22 protein-coding genes are annotated in these 22,319 nt (G+C 70.6%); 19 read left to right on the top strand and 3 right to left on the bottom strand.

What is annotated here, in order from left to right:
- Positions 1 to 3: 3 nt before the first annotated feature.
- The 5 genes from ACWEN3_RS09390 to ACWEN3_RS09370 all read left to right on the top strand — a co-directional run bounded on the left by ACWEN3_RS09390 (position 4) and on the right by ACWEN3_RS09370 (position 4,934).
- Positions 4 to 369: a YraN family protein gene (locus ACWEN3_RS09390; protein ID WP_452967743.1), complete on the top strand. Its 366-nt coding sequence runs from the start codon at positions 4 to 6 to the stop codon at positions 367 to 369.
- Positions 370 to 1,989, top strand: a complete 1,620-nt coding sequence (locus ACWEN3_RS09385) for a YifB family Mg chelatase-like AAA ATPase (protein ID WP_452967741.1) — start codon at positions 370 to 372, stop codon at positions 1,987 to 1,989.
- On the top strand, positions 1,986 to 3,146 hold the full coding sequence (gene dprA / locus ACWEN3_RS09380; protein WP_452967738.1) for a DNA-processing protein DprA: 1,161 nt from the start codon (positions 1,986 to 1,988) through the stop codon (positions 3,144 to 3,146). The genes ACWEN3_RS09385 and dprA overlap by 4 nt, the downstream gene beginning before the upstream one ends.
- A 321-nt stretch (positions 3,147 to 3,467) precedes the next feature.
- Complete coding sequence (whiG, locus tag ACWEN3_RS09375) at positions 3,468 to 4,310, top strand: RNA polymerase sigma factor WhiG (protein ID WP_452967735.1); 843 nt, start codon at positions 3,468 to 3,470, stop codon at positions 4,308 to 4,310.
- A 66-nt stretch (positions 4,311 to 4,376) separates the two neighbouring features.
- Complete coding sequence (locus ACWEN3_RS09370; RefSeq protein WP_452967770.1) at positions 4,377 to 4,934, top strand: TetR/AcrR family transcriptional regulator; 558 nt, start codon at positions 4,377 to 4,379, stop codon at positions 4,932 to 4,934.
- 130 nt (positions 4,935 to 5,064) lie between these two features.
- Here the strand turns inward: ACWEN3_RS09370 and ACWEN3_RS09365 are convergent, their stop codons facing one another.
- Positions 5,065 to 5,649 carry a murein hydrolase activator EnvC family protein gene (locus ACWEN3_RS09365; RefSeq protein ID WP_452967733.1) on the bottom strand — a complete coding sequence of 195 codons (585 nt, stop codon included), beginning with the start codon at positions 5,647 to 5,649 and terminating at the stop codon, positions 5,065 to 5,067.
- Positions 5,650 to 5,922: 273 nt separating this feature from the next.
- Between ACWEN3_RS09365 and rpsB the strand changes: the two genes are divergently transcribed.
- The 7 genes from rpsB (at position 5,923) to ACWEN3_RS09330 (ending at position 12,827) form a co-directional block, all read left to right on the top strand.
- Positions 5,923 to 6,855, top strand: a complete 933-nt coding sequence (rpsB, locus tag ACWEN3_RS09360; RefSeq protein WP_452967730.1) for a 30S ribosomal protein S2 — start codon at positions 5,923 to 5,925, stop codon at positions 6,853 to 6,855.
- A gap of 175 nt (positions 6,856 to 7,030) precedes the next feature.
- On the top strand, positions 7,031 to 7,867 hold the full coding sequence (tsf, locus tag ACWEN3_RS09355; RefSeq protein ID WP_452967728.1) for a translation elongation factor Ts: 837 nt from the start codon (positions 7,031 to 7,033) through the stop codon (positions 7,865 to 7,867).
- A gap of 204 nt (positions 7,868 to 8,071) precedes the next feature.
- Complete coding sequence (pyrH, locus tag ACWEN3_RS09350; RefSeq protein ID WP_452967725.1) at positions 8,072 to 8,830, top strand: UMP kinase; 759 nt, start codon at positions 8,072 to 8,074, stop codon at positions 8,828 to 8,830.
- 185 nt (positions 8,831 to 9,015) lie between these two features.
- Positions 9,016 to 9,573, top strand: a complete 558-nt coding sequence (gene frr, locus ACWEN3_RS09345) for a ribosome recycling factor (protein ID WP_452967722.1) — start codon at positions 9,016 to 9,018, stop codon at positions 9,571 to 9,573.
- Positions 9,573 to 10,754: a phosphatidate cytidylyltransferase gene (locus ACWEN3_RS09340; RefSeq protein WP_452967720.1), complete on the top strand. Its 1,182-nt coding sequence runs from the start codon at positions 9,573 to 9,575 to the stop codon at positions 10,752 to 10,754. Before frr ends, ACWEN3_RS09340 begins: the two co-directional genes overlap by 1 nt.
- A gap of 487 nt (positions 10,755 to 11,241) precedes the next feature.
- Positions 11,242 to 12,024, top strand: coding sequence for a DUF899 domain-containing protein (locus tag ACWEN3_RS09335; protein WP_452967718.1), 783 nt, complete (start codon positions 11,242 to 11,244; stop codon positions 12,022 to 12,024).
- Positions 12,025 to 12,191: 167 nt separating this feature from the next.
- Positions 12,192 to 12,827, top strand: a complete 636-nt coding sequence (locus tag ACWEN3_RS09330; RefSeq protein WP_452967715.1) for a LuxR C-terminal-related transcriptional regulator — start codon at positions 12,192 to 12,194, stop codon at positions 12,825 to 12,827.
- A 64-nt stretch (positions 12,828 to 12,891) separates the two neighbouring features.
- On the opposite strand, the gene ACWEN3_RS09325 is transcribed toward ACWEN3_RS09330, so the two are convergent.
- Positions 12,892 to 13,560 carry a hypothetical protein gene (locus ACWEN3_RS09325; RefSeq protein ID WP_452967712.1) on the bottom strand — a complete coding sequence of 223 codons (669 nt, stop codon included), beginning with the start codon at positions 13,558 to 13,560 and terminating at the stop codon, positions 12,892 to 12,894.
- Between the two features lie 1,418 nt (positions 13,561 to 14,978).
- Positions 14,979 to 15,191 (bottom strand): hypothetical protein, encoded by a 213-nt coding sequence (locus ACWEN3_RS09320; protein WP_452967710.1) that lies wholly within the window; start codon positions 15,189 to 15,191, stop codon positions 14,979 to 14,981.
- Positions 15,192 to 15,371: 180 nt separating this feature from the next.
- On the opposite strand from ACWEN3_RS09320, the gene ACWEN3_RS09315 reads away from it, so the two are divergent.
- The 7 genes from ACWEN3_RS09315 (at position 15,372) to ACWEN3_RS09285 (ending at position 22,163) form a co-directional block, all read left to right on the top strand.
- Positions 15,372 to 15,746 (top strand): hypothetical protein, encoded by a 375-nt coding sequence (locus tag ACWEN3_RS09315; RefSeq protein ID WP_452967708.1) that lies wholly within the window; start codon positions 15,372 to 15,374, stop codon positions 15,744 to 15,746.
- Positions 15,747 to 15,836: 90 nt separating this feature from the next.
- Positions 15,837 to 16,118, top strand: a complete 282-nt coding sequence (locus ACWEN3_RS09310; RefSeq protein ID WP_452967705.1) for a hypothetical protein — start codon at positions 15,837 to 15,839, stop codon at positions 16,116 to 16,118.
- A 125-nt stretch (positions 16,119 to 16,243) separates the two neighbouring features.
- The gene (gene rlmN, locus ACWEN3_RS09305; RefSeq protein ID WP_452967703.1) at positions 16,244 to 17,350 is read left to right on the top strand and encodes a 23S rRNA (adenine(2503)-C(2))-methyltransferase RlmN; all 1,107 of its coding nucleotides are present in this window, start codon (positions 16,244 to 16,246) and stop codon (positions 17,348 to 17,350) included.
- A 248-nt stretch (positions 17,351 to 17,598) separates the two neighbouring features.
- Positions 17,599 to 18,672 (top strand): thiamine ABC transporter substrate-binding protein, encoded by a 1,074-nt coding sequence (locus ACWEN3_RS09300; RefSeq protein WP_452967700.1) that lies wholly within the window; start codon positions 17,599 to 17,601, stop codon positions 18,670 to 18,672.
- A gap of 47 nt (positions 18,673 to 18,719) precedes the next feature.
- The gene (locus tag ACWEN3_RS09295; protein WP_452967768.1) at positions 18,720 to 20,321 is read left to right on the top strand and encodes an ABC transporter permease; all 1,602 of its coding nucleotides are present in this window, start codon (positions 18,720 to 18,722) and stop codon (positions 20,319 to 20,321) included.
- Positions 20,321 to 21,340, top strand: coding sequence for an ABC transporter ATP-binding protein (locus ACWEN3_RS09290; RefSeq protein ID WP_452967697.1), 1,020 nt, complete (start codon positions 20,321 to 20,323; stop codon positions 21,338 to 21,340). Before ACWEN3_RS09295 ends, ACWEN3_RS09290 begins: the two co-directional genes overlap by 1 nt.
- Before the next feature lie 25 nt (positions 21,341 to 21,365).
- A complete protein-coding gene (locus tag ACWEN3_RS09285) occupies positions 21,366 to 22,163 on the top strand; it encodes a maleylpyruvate isomerase family mycothiol-dependent enzyme (protein ID WP_452967694.1) in 798 nt (265 codons plus the stop codon).
- Positions 22,164 to 22,319: the final 156 nt, after the last annotated feature.

Raw genomic sequence — 22,319 nt, 5'->3', positions numbered from 1 at the left:
GACATGAGCAAGGCACGCAGTGCACTCGGCAGGTACGGCGAGGACCTGGCCGCGCGGCGGCTGGCCCGGGCCGGAATGACGGTCCTGGAGCGCAACTGGCGCGCCGGACGGACCGGCGAGATCGACATCGTGGCCAGGGACGGCGACGTCCTGGTCGTCTGCGAGGTGAAGACCCGCAGGGGCGGCCGCTACGAGCATCCGATGGCCGCGGTCACCCCCGAGAAGGCCGCACGGCTCCGGGGGCTGGCCGAACGCTGGATCCACGCCCACGGCGGAGCCCCGCCGGGAGGCGTCCGCATCGACCTGGTCGGCGTCCTGCTGCCCCGCCGGGGCGCCCCGTCCGTCGAGCACGCCCGGGGGGTGGCCTGAATGGGATTCGCCCGCACCTGCTCCGTCGCCCTCGTCGGCGTCGAGGGCGTGGTCGTCGAGGTCCAGGCCGACCTCGAACCCGGCGTCGCCGCGTTCACCCTGGTCGGCCTACCGGACAAAAGCCTGACCGAGAGCCGCGACCGGGTTCGGGCTGCGGTGGTGAACTCGGGCGGGGAGTGGCCGCAGAAGAAACTGACCGTCGGGCTCAGCCCGGCGTCGGTGCCCAAGGCCGGCTCCGGCTTCGACCTGGCCGTCGCCTGCGCGGTGCTCGGTGCCGCCGAGCGCATCGACCCCCGGGTCCTCACCGACATCGTCATGATCGGAGAACTGGGGCTGGACGGCCGGGTGCGTCCGGTACGGGGCATCCTGCCCGCGGTGCTGGCCGCGGCCGACGCCGGCTACGAGCAGGTGGTCGTACCGGAGTGCGCCGCCGCGGAGGCCGCGCTGGTTCCCGGCGTGTCGGTCCTCGGCGTCCGCAGCCTGCGGCAGCTCGTCGCCGTGCTGACCGAGGAGCCCGTCCCCGAGGAGGAACCGGACGAGCAGGGCCGCCCCGACCCGCTGCTGGCCGGACTGCGCGTGCCGGGCACGGGCGCCGCCACCGGCATGCACAGCCTCGGCGCCGCACAGCACGACCACGACCTGGCGGACGTCGTCGGCCAGACCTCGGCCCGGACCGCCGTGGAGGTGGCCGCCGCCGGCGGGCACCACCTGTTCCTGGAGGGGCCGCCCGGCGCGGGCAAGACCATGCTCGCCGAACGGCTGCCGACCGTACTGCCCACGCTCACCCGGGAGGAGTCCCTGGAGGTCACGGCGGTGCACTCGGTGGCCGGACTGCTGCCGCCCGGCAAGCCGCTCATCGACGTCGCCCCGTACTGCGCCCCGCACCACTCGGCGACGATGCAGTCACTGGTCGGCGGCGGCCCCGGCATCGCCCGCCCCGGGGCGGTGTCCCTCGCCCATCGCGGCGTGCTGTTCCTGGACGAGGCACCCGAGTTCCACGGCCAGACCCTCGACGCCCTGCGCCAGCCCCTGGAGTCCGGGCATGTCGTGATCGCGCGCAGCGCGGGTGTGGTCCGCTTCCCGGCGCGCTTCCTGATGGTGCTGGCGGCCAACCCCTGTCCCTGTGGACGCTTCTCGCAGCGCGACGCCCTGTGCGAGTGCCCGCCGTCGGCGATCCGCCGCTACCAGGCCCGGCTCTCCGGGCCGCTCCTCGACCGGGTGGACCTCCGGGTCGAGGTCGACCCGGTCACCCGGGCCCAGCTCACCGCGTCCGGCGCCCGCGGCGAGTCCACGGCGACCGTGGCCGGCCGGGTGCGGCAGGCCCGGGAGCGGGCGGCCGCCCGCCTCGCCGGAACGCCGTGGCGCAACAACAGCGAGGTGCCCGGGCGGGAGCTGCGCAGCAGGTACCACGCCGCCGTCGGCGCGATGGACGAGGCCGAACGCAGCCTGGAGCGGGGTGTGCTCACCGCCCGGGGGATCGACCGGGTCCTGCGTGTCGCCTGGACGGTCGCCGACCTCGTCGGGCGCGACCGCCCGGACGCGACCGACGTGGCCCTGGCCCTGCAACTGCGCACCGGAGTCCCCCGTGGGGTCCCGGCGGCCATCGGGGCGCTGACATGAACGCGGAGGAGGACCCGGGCGACGAACTGCTCGGCCGGGTCCTCCTCTCGCGGGTGATCGAGCCGGGGGACGAGGCCGGGGGGCGGTGGGTGCGGGAGCTCGGGGTGGGGGAGGTCGTGCGGCGGCTGCGTGCCGGCGACGACCCGTTGCCCGGGGTCAGCGCGGCGCGGTGGGCGGGGCTGGTCGCGCGGTGCGGACGCGCCGAGCCGGAGCGGGACCTCGCGATCGCGCGGGCGGCCGGGGCCCGGTTCGTGGTGCCGGGGCACACCGAGTGGCCGGGTCAGCTCGACGACCTCGGCGACGCCCGCCCCGTCGGGCTCTGGGTCCGCGGCCGTCCCAGCCTGCGGATGTGGGCGCTCAGATCGGCCGCCGTGGTGGGGGCGAGGGCCTGCACCGAGTACGGCAACCACGTGGCGGCCACCCTCGCCGCAGGACTCGCCGAGCGGGGCTGGGTCGTGGTGTCCGGCGGCGCCTACGGCATCGACGGCGCCGCCCACCGCGGTGCCCTCGCCGCCGGCGGAGCCACCGTCGCCGTACTGGCCAGCGGCGTCGACCGGCCCTACCCGCGCGGCCACACCGCCCTGATCGAACGGATCGCGGAGCAGGGACTGGTGGTGGGCGAACTGCCGCCGGGCGACCATCCGACCCCGAGCCGGTTCATCCTCCGCAACCGGGTGATCGCCGCCCTGACCAGGGGCACCGTCGTCGTGGAGGCCGCCTGCCGCAGCGGCTCGCTGGCCACCGCGCGGGCCGCGCAGCGCCTCGGCCGGTTCACCATGGGCGTGCCCGGACCGGTCACCAGCGCGCTCTCCGCCGGTGTGCACGAACTGCTGCGCGGTGAGGCCGCCCTGGTCACCGACGCCGCGGAAGTCGTCGAGCTGGTGGGCGACATGGGTGAGCTGGCCCCGCCCCGCAGAGGCCCGGTGCTGCCGCGCGACCTGCTGGAACCGGCCGCCCGGACCGTCCTCGCCGCCCTGCCCGGCGACCGCGCGGCCCCCGCCGGGGAGATCGCACTCGGCGCGCGCACCACACCGGACGAGGCGATCGCGAGGCTGTACGAACTCCGAGCAGTTGGTTACGTCGAACGACACGGCGATGGCTGGAAGTTGACACGCCAGGCGATGACCTCGGTCCGGACCGGTCGCCGCCCATGCTGACCGAGCGTGTTCGGCCGTCCGGGGGAACGCCCGACGCCCTTGGGGTTTCCCGGAGTTGGCGCATTCCACCCGTCACACAGAGCGACCTGCGGAACGTGCCCCCGATGCCGGTGCGGGACCCTGCGCAAGGGTGGAGCCTCGTTGTTCGCGCACCGCGACTCCTCAGTCACGCTACGCTCACGAAGGCGGCGATACAGAACACGCCATCTCGACATCAGCCCGACAGCTCACCCAGGCGGCCCACTTCGACCCACGACCACCCGGCTCACCCCACTTGCAGCACTTCACGGCACTTCACGGCAGAACGGCACAAGGCGACGAATGCCCCAGCACACTTCCGGGTCCGACCGGGCGGCGATCCCCCCAGCCGCCCGCGACGGTGGCAGCGTGCGGCCGCCCGCTCCCTCGACGCTCGACGAACTGTGGCGGTCGTACAAGGCCACGGGCGACGACCGGCTGCGGGAGCAGCTGATCCTGCACTACTCGCCGCTGGTGAAATACGTCGCGGGCCGGGTGAGCGTCGGCCTGCCGCCCAATGTGGAGCAGGCCGACTTCGTCTCCTCCGGGGTGTTCGGGCTGATCGACGCGATCGAGAAGTTCGACATCGACCGGGAGATCAAGTTCGAGACGTACGCGATCACCAGGATCCGCGGCGCGATGATCGACGAACTGCGGGCCCTGGACTGGATCCCGCGGTCGGTGCGGCAGAAGGCGCGGAACGTCGAGCGCGCCTACGCCACCCTGGAGGCCCGGCTGCGCCGCACCCCGACCGAGGGGGAGGTCGCCGTCGAGCTGGGCATGGAGGTCGACGAACTGCACGCGGTGTTCAGCCAGTTGTCGCTGGCCAACGTCGTCGCCCTGGAGGAGTTGCTGCACGTCGGCGGTGAGGGCGGCGACCGGCTCAGCTTCATGGACACGCTGGAGGACACCGCCGCGGACAACCCCGTGGAGGTGGCGGAGGAGCGGGAGCTGCGGCGGTTCCTCGCGCGGGCCATCAACACGCTGCCCGAGCGGGAGAAGACCGTCGTCACCCTGTACTACTACGAGGGCCTCACCCTCGCCGAGATCGGCAATGTGCTCGGGGTCACCGAGAGCCGGGTCAGTCAGATCCACACCAAGTCGGTGCTCCAGCTGCGGGCCAAGCTGGCGAGCTTCGGCCGCTGAGTCGGCTCCCATTCGCCCGGGCGCCTCCGTAGAGTGGTCGGCGTGCCAAGGATTCGAGCGGCCTCCGTGGCCGAGCACCGGTCGATGCAGCGAGCCGCCCTGCTGGACGCGGCTCGGTCCCTGCTGTCCGAGGGCGGGACGGAGGCGCTGACCTTTCCCGCGCTGGCCGAGCGGACGGGACTGGCGCGGTCGTCCGTGTACGAGTACTTCCGCTCGCGCGCGGCCGTGGTCGAGGAGCTGTGCGAGGTCGACTTCCCGGTGTGGGCGGCGGAGGTGGCCGCCGCGATGGAGCGCGCCGGCTCGCCCGAGGGCAAGGTCGAGGCGTATGTCCGGCAGCAGCTGGCGCTGGTCGGGGACCGGCGGCACCGGGCGGTCGTCGCGATCTCCGCGAGCGAACTGGACGCGGGCGCGCGGGAGAAGATCCGGGCCGCGCACGGCGGGCTGGTCGCCATGATCGTCGAGGCGCTGGGGGAGCTGGGGCACGACCAGCCACGGCTGGCGGCGATGCTGTTGCAGGGGGTCGTGGACGCGGCGGTGCGGCGGATCGAGCTGGGAGCGGCGGAGGAGCCCACGGCGGTGACGGACGCGGCTGTGGCCATGGCGCTGCGGGGTGTGCGGGGCTGAGGCGGGCCGTGGCCGGAGCCCGGCCCTGTACGTGTTGCGCCGCGCCGGAGCCGACTCGCCTGGCGGTGCGAGGCACGGACAGAGACTCGCCTGTCGGTGTCAGGCACCGGCGCCTGAAGTGTGACCTGCGTCACGGCCCTCCGCGCTGTTCCGTGAGCACGGGCAGCAGCCTCGACGGGCCCCTGTCCAGCAGCCACGGGGGCAGCAGGGACAAGGGGTCCAGATAGGTCTCGCCCCGCAGCAGGCCCCAGTGCACACAGGCCGCCGTACCGCAGTGCGACCCCGTCGGACCGACGGTCCCGACCACCTCGCCGGCCCCCACCTCGTCCCCCTTGTGCACCGAGGGGGTCACCGGTTCGTACGTCGTCCGCAGGTCCGTGCCCGCCAGTTCCACCGCCACCACGCCCCGCCCGGCCACCCGTCCCGCGAAGGACACCCGGCCCGCCGCCACCGCCCGTACCGGCGACCCGGGCGCTGCCGCCAGGTCGACACCCCGGTGCCCGGGTCCGTACACCGTCGCCGGCGGCTCCCAGCCGCGCAGCACCACCGGCCGGACGCCCACCGGCCAGACGCGGCCGACGGCCGGCACCCGGCCGGGGGCCGGCGCCGGTCCCGGCCGAGGCGGGTCCGCCCAGGCCAGAGGGGTGAGCGCGATCACCGCCCACCCCATCAGCGGAACGGCCCACCACAAGAGGCATCGCATCACTCGTCGCATGCGACCACCGTCCCGCAGCCCGCCGATCATGGCCGGACCCTGTGGACCACTCCCCGGTTGTGGACAGCGGCGTCACCCGGTGGTCCGGCGGTCCCGTACACTTCTTCTGGCGATCCGGGTCACCGGGTCGACTTCGCACGCCCAGGTACGGCGCCCGGAAAGGGTTCGTACCAAGCGCCTCTCGGTCCTTCGTGGCACGGCGCACCACGGGCGTCAGGCGCGGCCGCCGTCCGGCGGACGCGGCACAACCGAGAAACTCAAGGAGATACGGCCATGGCCGTCGTCACGATGCGGGAGCTGCTGGAGAGCGGCGTCCACTTCGGTCACCAGACCCGTCGCTGGAACCCGAAGATGAAGCGCTTCATCTTCACCGAGCGCAACGGCATCTACATCATCGACCTGCTCCAGTCGCTGTCGTACATCGACCGCGCCTACGAGTTCGTCAAGGAGACCGTCGCCCACGGCGGCACGGTCATGTTCGTCGGCACGAAGAAGCAGGCGCAGGAGGCCATCGCCGAGCAGGCCACCCGCGTCGGCATGCCCTACGTCAACCAGCGCTGGCTGGGTGGCATGCTCACCAACTTCTCGACCGTCTACAAGCGTCTGCAGCGCCTCAAGGAGCTTGAGCAGATCGACTTCGAGGACGTCGCGGCCTCCGGTCTGACCAAGAAGGAGCTCCTGGTCCTCTCCCGCGAGAAGGCCAAGCTGGAGAAGACCCTCGGCGGTATCCGCGAGATGCAGAAGGTGCCGAGCGCCGTCTGGATCGTGGACACCAAGAAGGAGCACATCGCCGTTGGTGAGGCCCGGAAGCTCAACATTCCGGTCGTCGCGATCCTCGACACCAACTGCGACCCCGACGAGGTCGACTACAAGATCCCGGGCAACGACGACGCGATCCGCTCCGTCACCCTGCTCACCCGTGTGATCGCCGACGCCGTCGCCGAGGGCCTCATCTCCCGCTCCCGTGTCGCCACTGGTGACAAGGGCGAGAAGGCCGCCGCCGAGCCGCTCGCCGAGTGGGAGCGCGACCTGCTCGAGGGTGAGAAGAAGGACGAGGCTCCGGCCGCCGAGGCTCCGGCTGCTGAGGCTCCGGCCGCTGAGGCCCCCGCCGCCGAGGCTCCGGCCGCCGAGGCCGCTCCCGCCGAGGCCGCTCCCGCCGAGGCCGAGGCCGAGGCCGAGAAGCCCGCCGAGGGCGAGCAGGCCTGACGTCAGTGTTGACGGCGGGGGTGGTACTGCTTCCCACTGCGCTCCAGGCGCGGTGAAGTCCGCCCCCGCTGTTCACCCGTAGGTCGGCACGCCGTCGGCTGTCCGCGCTCACATGTGGACCGCAGACCGTACCGATCTCCGTTCTCCCAAGACTTCGAGAAAGACTCACAGACTCATGGCGAACTACACCGCCGCCGACGTCAAGAAGCTCCGTGAGCTCACCGGCGCCGGCATGATGGACTGCAAGAAGGCGCTGGACGAGGCCGAGGGCAACGTCGAGAAGGCCGTCGAGGCGCTGCGCATCAAGGGCCAGAAGGGCGTCGCCAAGCGCGAGGGCCGCTCCGCCGAGAACGGCGCCGTGGTCTCCATCATCGCCGACGACAACTCCTCCGGTGTCCTGGTCGAGCTGAAGTGCGAGACGGACTTCGTCGCCAAGGGCGACAAGTTCCAGGCCGTCGCCAAGGCGATCGCCGATCACATCGCCAAGACCTCCCCGGCCGACCTCGAGGCGCTCCTCGCCTCCGAGATCGAGGCCGGCAAGACCGTCCAGGCGTTCGTGGACGAGGCCAACGCCAACCTCGGCGAGAAGATCGTCCTGGACCGCTTCGCGCAGTTCTCCGACGGCTACGTCACCGCCTACATGCACCGCACCATGCCCGACCTGCCCCCGCAGATCGGTGTCCTGGTCGAGCTCGACAAGCCGAACGTCGACGTCGCCAAGGGCATCGCCCAGCACATCGCCGCCTTCGCGCCGAAGTACCTCGCCAAGGAGGACGTCCCGGCCGAGGTCGTCGAGTCCGAGCGCCGCATCGCCGAGGAGACCACCCGCGCCGAGGGCAAGCCCGAGGCCGCGATCGCCAAGATCGTCGAGGGTCGTCTGAACGGCTTCTTCAAGGACGCCACGCTGCTCGGCCAGCCGTACGCGCTGGACAACAAGAAGTCGGTCCAGAAGGTTCTGGACGAGGCCGGTGTCACCCTGAAGCGCTTCTCGCGCATCAAGGTCGGCATCTGAGTCCGTACCGCGATCGACGCGCGACCCGAGGAGAAATCCCGATAGGGTCGACAGCAGTCGTCCGCGCACACCGCCACACCCGGGTGTGGGGCGGACGGCAGCAGATCTGACGAGGAGGCCATTGCCGCGCATGGGAGCGAAAAGCGACCCCATCGGCAATGGCCTTCTTCGTATGTGCAACATGTGAAAGAGGCGGGATCTCCCATGACCACCAAGGCCCAGAAGAGCGACGACGGCAAAGTACGCGGCCGGTTTCTGCTGAAGCTGTCCGGAGAGGCCTTCTCCGGTGGCGGGGGCCTGGGCGTGGACCCGGACGTGGTGCACAAGATCGCCCGTGAGATCGCGGCCGTGGTACGGGACGGCGCGCAGGTCGCGGTCGTCATCGGTGGCGGCAACTTCTTCCGCGGCGCCGAGCTCCAGCAGCGCGGCATGGACCGGGCCCGCTCCGACTACATGGGCATGCTCGGCACCGTGATGAACTGCCTCGCCCTCCAGGACTTCCTGGAGAAGGAGGGCATCCAGTCCCGGGTCCAGACCGCCATCACCATGGGGCAGGTCGCCGAGCCGTACATCCCGCTGCGCGCCGTGCGCCACCTGGAGAAGGGCCGTGTGGTCATCTTCGGTGCCGGTATGGGCATGCCGTACTTCTCCACCGACACCACCGCCGCCCAGCGCGCCCTGGAGATCGACGCCGAGGCGCTGCTCATGGGCAAGAACGGTGTGGACGGGGTCTACGACTCCGACCCCAAGACCAACCCCGACGCCGTCAAGTTCGACTCCCTCGGCTACGGCGAGGTCATCACCCGGGACCTGAAGGTCGCGGACGCCACCGCCATCACGCTGTGCCGCGACAACAAGCTCCCGATCCTCGTCTTCGAGCTTCTCGCGGAGGGCAATATCGCCCGTGCCGTCAAGGGTGAGAAGATCGGCACGCTGGTGGGTGACCAGGAGAGCCGGGACTGACCGGCGCATCCTCGTCGCCCGGGGCGAGCCGCCTGTCCGGGGGACGGACGGGACGCGCCCTGGCCGGGGGATGGACAATGTCCTGCCGGTCGGGAACCGTGCAGGAAGAAGACGCGACGCAGCCGGCCGCCGACCGACTTCAGGAACCGCAGCCGGGCCTTACTCAAGACACGCAGGAGCAAGTGGTGATCGAAGAGACCCTCCTCGAGGCCGAGGAGAAGATGGAGAAGGCCGTCGTGGTCGCCAAGGAGGACTTCGCCGCGATCCGCACCGGCCGTGCGCACCCGGCGATGTTCAACAAGATCGTGGCCGACTACTACGGTGCCCCGACGCCGATCAACCAGCTGGCCTCGTTCTCCGTGCCGGAGCCGCGCATGGCGGTCGTGACGCCGTTCGACAAGAGCGCGCTGCGCAACATCGAGCAGGCCATCCGCGACTCCGACCTGGGCGTCAACCCCAGCAACGACGGCAACATCATCCGGGTGGTGTTCCCCGAGCTGACCGAGGAGCGCCGCCGCGAGTACATCAAGGTCGCCAAGGGCAAGGGTGAGGACGCCAAGGTCTCCATCCGCTCCGTGCGCCGCAAGGCCAAGGACGCCATCGACAAGCTGATCAAGGACGGCGAGGTCGGTGAGGACGAGGGCCGCCGTGCGGAGAAGGACCTCGACGACCTGACGGCGAAGTACGTCGCTCAGGTGGACGAGCTTCTCAAGCACAAGGAATCGGAGCTGCTCGAAGTCTGATGAGCGACTCTTCCTGGGGGGCGCCGCCACAAGGCGGGCAGGCCGGGTACTGGGGGCCCACCGAGGGTGGGCCTCTCCAGGGGGCTGCTCCGGTGGGTCCCGCGTACGATGCGCCTGAGGCGCAGCAGACTCGCCCCATGCCCATCGTGCCCGACCTGTCCGCGTACGACGCCGACCAGGACGAGAACCGGGGAGCCGCTCCGCTGAGCGGCCCCTTGTTCCGGGACGAGCCGCAGTACGAAGCGCAGTACGAGCCGCAGCGCCGGCACCAGGCGCCGCGGCCGGTCCCTCGGCCGATCCCGCATCCGAACCAGAATCCGGAGCCCATGTCCGACGCCCCGCAGCCGGCGCCAGCGCCGCAGAAAAAGAGCGCGGGCCGTGACCTGGGCGCGGCCATAGGTGTCGGGGCCGGGCTCGGTGTGGTGATCATCGCGTCCCTGTTCGTCTACAAGGCCGCGTTCGTCGGTGTGGTCGCGGTCGCCGTCGTGGTCGGGCTGTGGGAGCTGACCAGCAGGCTGCAGGAGCGCAAGGGCATCAAGGCGCCGCTCGTGCCGCTCGCGGTCGGCGGGGCGGCGATGGTGGTCGCCGGTTACGTGCGCGGCGCCGAGGGCGCCTGGGTCGCCATGGCGCTCACCGCGCTCGCGACCCTGGTCTGGCGCATGACGGAACCGCCCGAGGGCTACCTCAAGGACGTCACGGCCGGCGTGTTCGCGGCGTTCTACGTGCCCTTCCTGGCCACGTTCGTATCGATGATGCTCGCCGCCGACGACGGCCCCTGGCGTGTCCTGACCTTCCTTCTCCTGACCGTGGTCAGCGACACCGGTGCGTACGCGGTCGGCTGGCGCTTCGGCAAGCACAAGCTCGCCCCGCGCATCAGCCCCGGCAAGACCCGCGAGGGCCTGGTGGGCGCCGTGCTGTTCGCGATGGTCGTGGGCGCACTGTGCATGCAGTTCCTGATCGACGACGGCACCTGGTGGCAGGGCCTGCTGCTGGGCCTCGCGGTCGCGGCCAGCGCCACGCTGGGCGACCTCGGCGAGTCCATGATCAAGCGTGACCTCGGCATCAAGGACATGGGCACCCTGCTCCCGGGCCACGGCGGCATCATGGACCGCCTGGACTCCCTGCTGCCCACGGCTCCGGTGGTCTGGCTGCTGATGGTGATCTTCGTCGGCTCGGCCTGACCCCGGACCACCCCGTCGTACGACGTCCCGGCCCCCGTTCTGTGCACACAGGGCGGGGGCTCGTCGCATACGGCCCTCCGGCCGCGACGGCGGGAGCGGAGGGAGCAGGGAGCCCGAAGGGCGCATTGGCCGGCCGGCCCGTGCGCCCCGGGCCGCGACGGCGGGAGCGGGGGAGCCCGAAACAGCCCGTGCGCCCCACCCCCAACTAGTCGGACGCATCGGCCCGAGTCCGGTGAGCGGAACCGGTGGCGCGATCGGCCGGACGGCTCACCGCGAGACGTCGTCCCATGAGGGCCGGGCCAGGTAGTCCGGGATCGCCCGCTCCCGGCGAGCGCGCCCAGGCGACGGCCCTGTGCGACGTGATGCGCGCGGGGGCGGCCGAGGGCCCACCGCTGCGATGAGTTTCGGCCGGGGCGCGAGTCTGTTCTCATGACCGTCGTAGGACGGCGCACGACGCTGCCCGGCACGAGACACCCCGGAGGACGCCATGACGATCACACCGGACGACCCGACCGCCGCCCTGCCCGGCCGCCCACCCGTCGTCGACCTGGCCACCTGGCAGAAGGCCCGGGACGGGCTTCTGGTCCGGGAGAAGGCCCACACCCGTGAGGGCGACGCCCTGGCCGCGGCGCGCCGCAGGCTGCCGATGGTGGAGTTCGACGGGACGGTCGAGGTCGTCGGACCCGACGGCCCGGTCCCCTTCCTGGACCTGTTCCAGGGCCGCGAGGAACTCGTGGTCTACAAGCACATGTGGTACGACGGCGCGCCGCACCAGGGGCAGTGCGAGGGCTGCACCGACGTGGCCTGGCACCTGAGGGACGCGGTCTACCTCAACGCCCGCGGGGTCTCTTTCGCCGTCCTGACCACGGGGCGCTGGGAAGAGGTCGCCGCCTACGTCGAGTTCATGGGGTACACCCAGCCCTGGTACTCGGTGCGCGACGTGGACGCGCCGGTCGGCGCCCCCATGGGTTACCTCACCTGCTTCCTGCGTGACGGCGACCGCGTGTTCCTCACCTACTCCACGACGGGCCGTGGCATCGAGCCGTTCAACGGGTCCTTCGGCCTGCTCGACGTGACGCCCTACGGCCGCGGCGAGGCGTGGGAGGACAACCCGGAGGGGTGGCCCGAGGGACAGAGCCCGTGCTGGTACTGGCGCTCGGACGCGGACGGGAACGCCACCTGGGGCCCGACCAGCCGCCCCGTACCGCAGTGGACCCGCCCCGGCGCGACCCCCGTGCAGACCCTCGGCCGGCACGGCCCCCACTGCTGACGCGCACGATCCCCACCGATGGCCGGCACATCGGCATTCCCCGTACGGGTCCGCTGAGGTGCTGCTTCTCACGGAAGGATCGAGCCTGGGAGCAGACGGCGGGAGGCGCCGCCGTCGAGTCCGCCGCGTCACGTGGCCGGCGGATTCCGGCTGCGCTGGAGCAATTGATGCGATCCTCACCGACGTCTGTGGCCGTTGTCTGCGACTGGTCACTGCTTCGACCTGGCCTCGTACAGGCCATCAATGCTCAACCAGAATTGCAGATCACTGCTTTCGTGAAAAATGTCGATGACTTGGCCTGTGAGTCGAATGACGCGGAAGTCATCTTGCTGATCAATTTGCAGGCGTCCGACCAGGCTGCGCCCGAACAGGTCGCGCGACTTCACCGGCAGGGGTGCGCGGTCATTGTGCTGTCGGCGTCGGGGGCACAGTCCGATGCCGTCCTGTGCATCAAGGCCGGTGCTCGCGGATATCTGAGCCGGCAGGCCGACGATTCGGAATTGGTGACGGCCATTCGCGCCGTCGCTGCGGGACGTAGTTACTTCGGCGCCAGTCTTGCCGGTCAGAGTCTCCCCGCGCCCCCTCCGCGTATCACCTATCGCGAGAGACAGATCCTGCAGTTGGTCGCGAACGGCGCAACCGATCGCGAGATCGCCAACAAGTTGAATATCACGGAGAACACGGTCCATACGCACCTGGAGAGGCTGCGCAGAAAGAGCGGATTCCACCGTAGGGCCGACCTCACTCGCCTGGCCTTTCAATATGGCGTGTTGGAAGACTGCTCCACGGAGGAACCCGGGTAGTCGGAGAATGCGACATCACCTCGCAGAGGAGCGAGGTGATGTCACGGACCGTGGACTCCCTTGGTCATCCGGCGGCTGATGGCGGTGTGTTGGTGCCGGCCTTGGCAGGACCTTGGGCGGGCTGCTTGGTGGTGGTGCCAGGCTCGTTGACGGTCGTGCCGGGCTGGTTGGTGCTCCCGGACTCCTTGGTGGCAGTGCCCGGCTGGTTGGCAGTGCCCGGCTGGTTGGTGGTGGTGCCGGGCTGATTGGTGGTGGTGCCGGGCTGGTTGGTGGTGCTGCCGGGCTGGTTGGTGGTGCTGCCGGGCTGGTTGGTGGTGCCGCCCGGCTGGTTCGTGGTGGTGCCGCCCGGCTGGTTCGTGGTGCTGCCGGGCTGGTTGGTGGTGCTACCCGGCTGGTTCGTGGTCCCGGGTTGGTTCGTCGTGCCGGGCTGGTTCGTCGTGCCGGGCTGATTCGTGGTGCTGCCCGGCTGGTTGGTGGTGGTGCCGGGCTGGTTGGTGGTGGTGCCGGGCTGGTTGGTGGTGGTGCCGGGCTGGTTGGTGGTGGTGCCGGGCTGGTTGGTGGTGCTGCCCTGGGAGTTCCCCTGGCCGCCCTGCGTGCTGCCTTGAGCGTTTCCGGTACCGCCCTGCGTGCTGCCCTGGGTGTTGCCCTGGCCGCCGATCTGGGTGCCACCGATGGTGTTGCCCGTCCCCCCGTTGATCGTGTTGTTGACGATGTTCGTCACGTTGTTCGTCACTTGGTTCACCACGGAGGGCGGCAACCCCAGCCTTTGTGCTTCTGCTTGTGCTGCCTGTCGCCCTATCGCTGCTGCCTGCTGCTGGGAAGCGCCACCGCGCGCTGCCTGCGCTGCCGCTGCCGCGCCTTTTGCGGTCGCCTCTGCGGCACCGGATGAAGATGCCGCCGTTCCGCCCGTCGGCCCGCACTGGACAGGGCCCACGGAAACCGGACCGCCGCCGGTAACGCCGATCCGGACGTCGCCATTGGCCCCGGACAGGACGCGAGCAATGGCTGAGCCATTGCGCGTGATGTCGTAGTTCTGGCGAGGAGTGAAACCGCTGCCGCTTATCACTCCACCTTGCACACTGCATGTCGCCGCAGGAGTCGTCGTCGGAGCAGCGAATGCCTGGGAGGCTGGAATGAGGCTGATGGTTGGCCCTGCGGATACCGCCGCCGCTATCGTGGCTGCGAGAATTCCTTTTCTCATCGCTTCTCTCTTCCAGTGTGGGTGGGTCGGACAAGCTCGTTCCATGCATCGGGTGATTAACCGAAGACAAAGCGGGCAGTGCGCACTGGAACCCCGGTGAGACGACTCAATCCCGATGCTTGCCCCGCGCGCCGCCCGAGTCAACTCGAATAGCGGATTAAGGAATGTTCAACCAGTCCCAGTCGTCGCCAGAATGACCCACACGACATCCGCGCAGGCCGCGTCGCACTCGCTGATGCGTTCACCGACGGTTCGCACCTGAACTGGGGGCGGCCTTGTGGGTAGAACTGGCCACAGTGGCCGTCCAGTCCCGTGACGGCTGCGATGATGCCGCCATGGCTGATGAATCGATGCGTCCCCTCAGCGAGCTTCGTCAAGGCGAAGCAGTCCAGGCCACGATCACCAGTCACCAGCCATGGGGGCTCACGGCGGAGCTCAACGGATACGAACCTGTAGGCGCCTCACTCGACGTAATTCGACGCGGCAGCGAACCCGGAGTGCAGCGACTCGCCCAGGAGCTGCCGCCTGTGGGGGTGACCATTGAGCTCGTCATAGGCGACGTGCGTACGTGGCATCACAAGCCGTGGCTATGGGTGGATCTCACGGCACCCGCCCCTGGCGAAGACTGACCGTGCCCCCTGCGTGCCCAATCGAACATCGAGTGACAGGGGCTCATGGGGAACGTCGACGTGCGTGCGGCGAACACGCAGCTCAGTGAAGGAAGTCTGGTCCAGGTTCGGCCTGTGAACCGGAGCCGTTCCAACGCCACCTCGCCGTGCACGCGCGCCGCATCCTGGACACCAGCAGCGACGACCCCGACCGATGCGTTGCCCGGAAGGCCCTCGGAGCATGGGGCCACGACGTTCCCAGAGGTGAACCAAGGACGGGGTGTTGCGCCGACCTGCGGGAATGAGACGTCCGCAGGTTGGCGCGGGCGCCCGCCGCGTCGGCTATTCGCCGCCTGGGAAGCGTGCCGTCCACCAGGTCCGCCAGCGGGAGTCGAGGTCGGCCAGGTGGGTGTCGTCGAGGTGATAGGTACTCAGGATCGCCATGGCCGCGCCCTTCGGCCTGCTGGGTGTCGGGTCCTTGCTGGACACGATGAGCAGACCGTTGCCCCAGGCGTCGACGGTGATGCCGAGTTGGTGGTCGGAGCGGTACCACATCTCGCCTTTGATGGCAGCTCTACCCCAGAGCCTCTACCCGTCGGCCGATCTGTACTCTGCGCGGAAGGAGGGATCTGGGGCGTCTGGTGATCGAAGGGCGGGGGGGCTATGGGGGTTGGAAGGCAGGGCAGGTCGGTGGCGGAGTCGGAGAGAGAACCCAGCTTGCTGCCGGTGCTTGGGATGTTCATCGTGCTGGCCGCAGTACTGGAACGCTGCCTGTCGCTGCTCGACGGACCGAAGACGTACATACTCTGCGGTGACCTTGTCGAGCTGTCCGAAGAACTCGACCGGGAAGCAAGTGTGAACCGGTGGCTCCTGCTGGCCGGGCTAGTGCTGTCCGCGGCAGCGCTGGTCGTCTCACGTGTACGCCGCTGGCGGGTTCTCCCCGTGCTGACGCTGTCTGCGGTTCTGATCTTGGTGGTTCTGGCGGACGATTGTGCGGCGCGCGCGGATGCCGTCGCCTCGCAGATCTGGACATCCCAGACCTGCGACGAACCCACGAACCTGTACAACACCTCCCGAGGCTGGTTCAACTGGAGTCCACTCGGCCCGTGATCTGCCAGGCTCTGACCGAACACCCAAGGCGGCTCCCAGCGTCATGATCGAGCGATGTATGAGTACGCGTGACCGACGGGCCCTGCTGAAGTGCCGGCCGCAGACGAGGCGCGGCGTCACTGGGCGGCAGCCGTCGCGGCCCTGCCCGTAGGGACCCGGATCACCGGCGAGGTCATCGGTCGGCGGCCCTTCGGCGTCTTCCTGCGTATGGACGGCGTGCCGAACGCCATAGCTCTGGCGGAGATCGCGTCATGCCGCAGGGGATGGGCCTCCCGGCCCTCGGGGCCGTCGTCACGTGGTGAGGTCTTCTGGCACGCGGGCAACCACCAGGTCAGGGTCCGCCTCGACGAGTGGCGGGCAGCCGACGAGTGATCGTCGCTGGGTTGTCCCTGGGCCGTCCGAGGCCGCTCAGCGGTGACCGATGACGCCTACTAACGACAGTCGTAGCAGGCGGCAGCCGCAGGTCACCGAGTTTGATCTGCGACACTGGTAACGCCATGCCTAAGCCCGGAGAACTCATCTTTGTCGCGCCGCGCGGAGCCAAGAAGCCGCCGCGGCACCTTGCCGATCTCAGTCCTGCCGAGCGCAAGGACGCGGTGGCCGGGATCGGTGAGAAGCCGTTCCGTGCCAAGCAGCTCTCGCAGCACTACTTCGCGCGGTACGCGCACGAACCGGAGCAGTGGACCGACATCCCGGCCGGCTCCCGGGAGAAGCTGCGCGAGGCGCTGTTCCCGGAGCTGATGACCGTCGTCCGGCATCTGTCGACGGACGAGGGGACCACCCGCAAGACGCTGTGGCGGCTGTTCGACGGGACACTCGTCGAGTCCGTGCTGATGCGGTATCCGGACCGGGTCACCATGTGCATCAGCTCGCAGGCGGGCTGTGGCATGAACTGCCCGTTCTGCGCCACGGGCCAGGCGGGGCTCGACCGGAACCTGTCCACGGCCGAGATCGTCCACCAGATCGTCGACGGGATGCGGGCGCTGCGGGACGGCGAGGTGCCCGGTGGGCCCGCCCGGCTGTCCAACATCGTCTTCATGGGCATGGGCGAGCCGCTCGCCAACTACAAGCGCGTCGTCGGAGCCATCCGCGCGCTCACCGACCCGGCTCCGGACGGGCTCGGGCTGTCCCAGCGCGGGATCACCGTCTCGACCGTCGGCCTTGTGCCGGCCATCCACCGGTTCGCCGACGAAGGCTTCAAGTGCCGGCTCGCGATCTCCCTGCACGCCCCCGACGACGAGCTGCGCGACACCCTCGTCCCCGTCAACACGCGCTGGAAGGTGCGCGAGGTACTGGACGCCGGGTTCGAGTACGTCGAGAAGTCCGGCCGCCGGCTGTCCATCGAGTACGCCCTGATCCGGGACATCAACGACCAGGCCTGGCGTGGTGACCGGCTCGGCCGGCTGCTCCGGGGCAAGCCCGTGCACGTCAACCTCATTCCGCTGAACCCGACTCCGGGCTCCAAGTGGACCGCCTCCCGGCCCGAGGACGAGAAGGCGTTCGTCGAGGCCATCGCCGCTCATGGTGTGCCCGTCACGATCCGGGACACCCGTGGGCAGGAGATCGACGGGGCCTGTGGTCAGCTGGCCGCGACCGAGCGATAATCTGAGCCGGTCAGCGCAACTTCATATCAGCCATACAACCGAATATCGGTCACACATCTACATATTTCCGACAGGGGAGCGCCACAGCGCTGAGAGTGCGGCAACCGGCCGCAGACCCTCTGAACCTCGCCCAGGTCATTCTGGGTAGGAAGTTCGGTCACCACTCAAGCTGTTGCGCCCTGCCCGGCCTCCCTCCGGAGCCCGGGCGGGGCCGCGTCTCTTCCTGGTCAACCCCAGGAGGACCACCAGTGCACAACAAGACCTTCGTGGCCGTGGCGGTCGGGCTCGGCCTGATCAGCCTGTCCGCGTGCGGGGCGAACGACGCCAAGTCGTCCGCGGACTCCAAGACCGTGACCCTCGTCAGCCACGACTCGTGGGCCGTCTCCAAGAACGTGCTCAAGGACTTCGAGAAGCAGTCCGGGTACAAGGTCAGGGTCCTCAACGACGGCGACGCCGGACAGGCCGTCAACAAGGCGATCCTGACCAAGGACAACCCGCAGGGCGACGCCTTCTTCGGCGTCGACAACACCCTGCTGTCCAGGGCCCTCGACAACGGGCTGTTCCAGCCGTACACCGCCAAGGGACTCGACAAGGTCGGCGACCAGTACCAGCTCGACAAGGACAAGCACCGGGTCACGCCCATCGACTACGGCGACATCTGCGTCAACTACGACAAGGCCTACTTCAGCAAGCACGGCCTCACCCCGCCGCAGACCTTCGCCGACCTGGCCAAGCCGCAGTACAAGAACCTCCTCGTCACCGAGAACGCCGCCACCTCCTCACCCGGCCTCGGGTTCCTGCTGGGCAGCGCCGCGCAGTTCGGCGACAACGGGTGGCAGGACTACTGGAAGAAGCTCAAGGCCAACGGCGTGAAGGTCGTCGACGGCTGGGAGCAGGCATACAACCAGGAGTTCTCCGGGTCGTCGGGGGGCAGGAAGGCCGGCGGTGACCGGCCGCTCGTCGTCTCGTACGCCTCCTCGCCGCCCGCCGAGGTGATCTACGCCAAGAAGCGGCCCAGCACTGCCCCGACCGGCGTGGCGAACGGCACCTGCTTCCGGCAGATCGAGTTCGCCGGACTGCTCAGCAACGCCCAGAACCCCAAGGGCGCCAAGGCCTTCATCGACTTCCTGGTCTCCAGGGAGTTCCAGGAGGACATGCCGCTGAACATGTTCGTCTATCCGGTGGTGGCCGGCGCGAAGGTGCCCGCCGAGTTCACGCAGTACGGGCCGCCCGCCCAGCATTCCGAGACCATGGCCCCCGGCAAGATCGCCGCCAACCGTGATCAGTGGGTCAAGTCGTGGACGTCGCTGGTACTGAAATAGCCGCTCGCAGGCGGGACCTGCGCGGGAGCGCGGCGCGGCTGGGGCTGATGGCCCTGCCCGTCGCGTTCTTCGCCGTGTTCTTCGCCTGGCCCGTGGCCGCGATCGTCGCGCGCGGGCTGAAGGCCGACGGCGCCTGGCGGTTCGGGCGGATCACGGACGTCGTCGCGGAGCCGGACATCCGGCACGTGCTGTGGTTCACCACCTGGCAGGCGCTCGCCTCCACCGCGCTCACCCTGCTGCTCGCGCTGCCCGCCGTCTATGTCTTCGCCCGCCTCGACTTCCCGGGCAAGCGGCTGCTGCGGGCCGTCGTCACCGTCCCGTTCGTGCTCCCGACGGTCGTGGTCGGCAGCGCCTTCCTCGCGCTGGTCGGGCACGGCGGGCTGCTCGACCAGCTGTGGGGCGTACGGCTGGACACCACGGTGTGGGCGATCCTGCTGGCCCATGTCTTCTTCAACTACGCGGTCGTCGTACGGACGGTCGGCGGGCTGTGGGCCCAGCTCGACCCCCGGCAGGAAGAGGCCGCGCGGATGCTCGGCGCCTCCCCGCTGAGCGCCTGGCGGAGGGTCACCCTGCCCGCCCTGGCGCCCGCGGTGGCCGCCGCCGCGCTGATGGTGTTCCTGTTCACCTTCACGTCCTTCGGCGTGGTCCAGATCCTCGGCGGACCCACCTTCTCCACCCTCGAAGTGGAGATCTACCGGCAGACCTCCGAGATCTTCGACCTGTCGACGGCCGCGGTCCTCACCCTCGTCCAGTTCCTCGCGGTCGGCGCGATCCTCGTCGTGCACGCCTGGACGGTACGGCGCCGGGAGGCCGCCCTGCGCCTGGTCGACGCCGGCACGACCGCGCGGCGCCCGTGCGGTGCCGGGCAGCGGGCGCTGCTCGCCGGCGTCCTCGTCACCGTCGCGCTGCTGCTGGTGCTGCCGCTCGCCGTGCTCGTCCAGCGCTCCCTCGACGCGCCGGGCCTCGGCTACTACCGGGCGCTGACGCACTCCGACGGCGGAACCTTCCTGGTCGCGCCCGTGCACGCCGTGTGGACCTCGCTGGAGTACGCCGTCGCCGCCACCGCCATCGCCGTCGTGATCGGCGGGCTCGCCGCCGCGGCGCTGGCCCGCCGGGACGCCGGACGGCTGGTGCGGGGCTTCGACGCGCTGCTGATGCTGCCGCTCGGCGTGTCCGCCGTGACCGTCGGCTTCGGCTTCCTGATCGCGCTCGACAAGCCGCCGCTCGACCTGCGCCAGTCCTGGATCCTGGTGCCGCTCGCGCAGGCCCTGGTCGGCGCCCCCTTCGTCGTACGGACCATGCTGCCGGTGCTGCGCGCGGTGGACGGACGGCTCCGCGAGGCGGCGGCCGTGCTCGGGGCCTCGCCCTGGCGGGTGTGGCGGGAGGTGGACCTGCCGATGGTGCGGCGGGCGCTGCTGGTCGCGGCCGGGTTCGCGTTCGCCGTCTCGCTCGGCGAGTTCGGGGCGACCGTGTTCATCGCCCGGCCCGACAACCCGACGCTCCCGGTCGCCGTGGCCCGGCTGCTGAGCCGCCCCGGAGACCTCAACTACGGCCAGGCGATGGCCCTTTCGACCATTCTGATGGTGGTGTGCGCCGCCGCGCTGCTGCTCCTGGAGCGGCTGCGCACCGACCGGACGGGGGAGTTCTGATGCTGCTGGGCCTGGATGCCGCGACCGTGCGCTTCGGCGGGCGGGCCGTGCTCGACGCCGTCGACCTGGAGGTCGCCGAGCACGAGGTGGTGTGCGTGCTCGGGCCCAGCGGCAGCGGGAAGTCGACGCTGCTGCGGGCCGTGGCGGGACTGCAGCCGCTCGACTCCGGGCGGGTGCTGCTCGCCGGGCGCGACCAGACGGGCGTGCCCGCGCACCGGCGGGGCGTCGGCCTGATGTTCCAGGACCATCAGCTCTTCCCGCAGCGTGACGTCGGCGCCAACGTGGCCTTCGGGCTGCGGATGCACGGCACGGCCAGGGTCGAACGGGCCGCCGAGGTGGCGCAGTTGCTGGAGCTGGTCGGGCTGCCCGGCGCCGCCCGGCGGGCCGTGGCCGGACTGTCCGGCGGCGAGCAGCAGCGCGTGGCCCTCGCCCGCGCGCTCGCGCCCAGGCCCCGGCTGCTCATGCTGGACGAACCGCTCGGCCAGCTCGACCGCTCCCTGCGGGAACGCCTGGTGGTCGAACTTCGCGAGCTGTTCGGCCGGTTGGGTACGACCGTGCTGGCCGTCACCCATGACCAGGGCGAGGCGTTCGCGCTGGCCGACCGGGTGGTGGTGATGCGCGACGGGCGGATCGCCCAGTCCGGGACGCCCCTGGACGTCTGGCAGCGGCCCGCCGACGCGTTCGTGGCACGCTTCCTCGGCTTCGACAACGTGGTCCCGGTGACCGTCGCCGGAACGGTGGCCGACAGCCCGTGGGGCAAGCTGCCGGTGCCCGACGGTGCCCCGCAGGGCAGCCGCGAGCTCCTGGTCCGGCCCGCCGGGGTCCGGCTCGTGGCGGCCGACGCCGGTCTGCGCTGCACGGTGACCGCCCGTACCTTCAAGGGCACCCATGTGGCCGTCCACCTCCAGCCCGAGGACGCACCCCCGCTGGAGGCGGCCTGCGCGCTCCGGGACGCGCCGGAGGTGGGCGCCGAGGTGGGCGCGGAGTTCGACGCGGCCGAAATCGCCGTGCTCGGGTGATCACCCGGCCCCTAGGGTGGAGGCCATGACTTTGCTTGCACATGACCGGTACTGCGACGAAGTGGCCCACCAGGTCGATCAGTTGAGGGCCGTGGTGACCTCCGGCGCCGATCTGTCCGCGACGGTGCCCACCTGCCCGGACTGGTCCCTCGAGGATCTCGTACGGCACATGGGGGGCGCCCTGCGCTGGGTGGACGCCCTGGTGCGCGGCCGGGCGCAGGAGAACATCCCGCCCCAGCGGATCCCGCTGGCCGGCGGGCCGGAGAAGCGGGGCGACGCCGCGGCTCTGGACGCGTGGCTGGCGGAGACCGGCGAGCTGGTCGTCGGCGCGCTGCGCGAGGCCGGCCCGGACACCGGGGTGTGGGCGTGGACCGGGGTGCACACCTCCGGCTTCTGGGCCCGCCGGATGGCCCACGAGATCACCGTTCACCGCGCGGACGCCACACTCGCCGCCGGACTGCCCTACGAGGTCGCGCCCGACATCGCGGCCGACGCGCTGGACGAGTGGCTGCAACTGGTGGAGTGGGTGCAGCGCAGCGGGCGGCGGGAGTGGGCCGAGGAGCTGCGCGGGCCGGGCCGCAGCATCCATCTGCACGCCACCGACGCCGACCCCGCGCTGAACGCCGAATGGCTGGTCGAAACGGGCGAGGACGGCTTCACCTGGCGGCGCGGCCACGAGAAGGCCACGGTCGCCCTGCGCGGCCCGCTCACCTCCGTACTGCTCGCCTTCTACCGCCGGCTTCCGCTGGACAGCCCCGGTCTGGAAGTCCTCGGCGAGCGTGCGCTGCTGGAGTCCTGGCTGGAGGCGACCAACTTCGGCTGACACAAGACGGCGGCCCGTCCCTTGGGGATAGGGGGGCGGGGCGCCGCGGTGTGGCGAGGGCGGGGGGTCAGCCGTTGTCGCGGGCTCCACGGCGGCGCATGCTGAAGAAGACCACGCCGGGTGACGCTCGACGTACCGGAGGGCAGCGTCGTCACC

This window comes from Streptomyces sp. NPDC004561, assembly GCF_053602155.1.
Note: the sequence above shows the minus strand (reverse complement) of the source record. Positions and strands in the feature narration are given on the sequence as shown.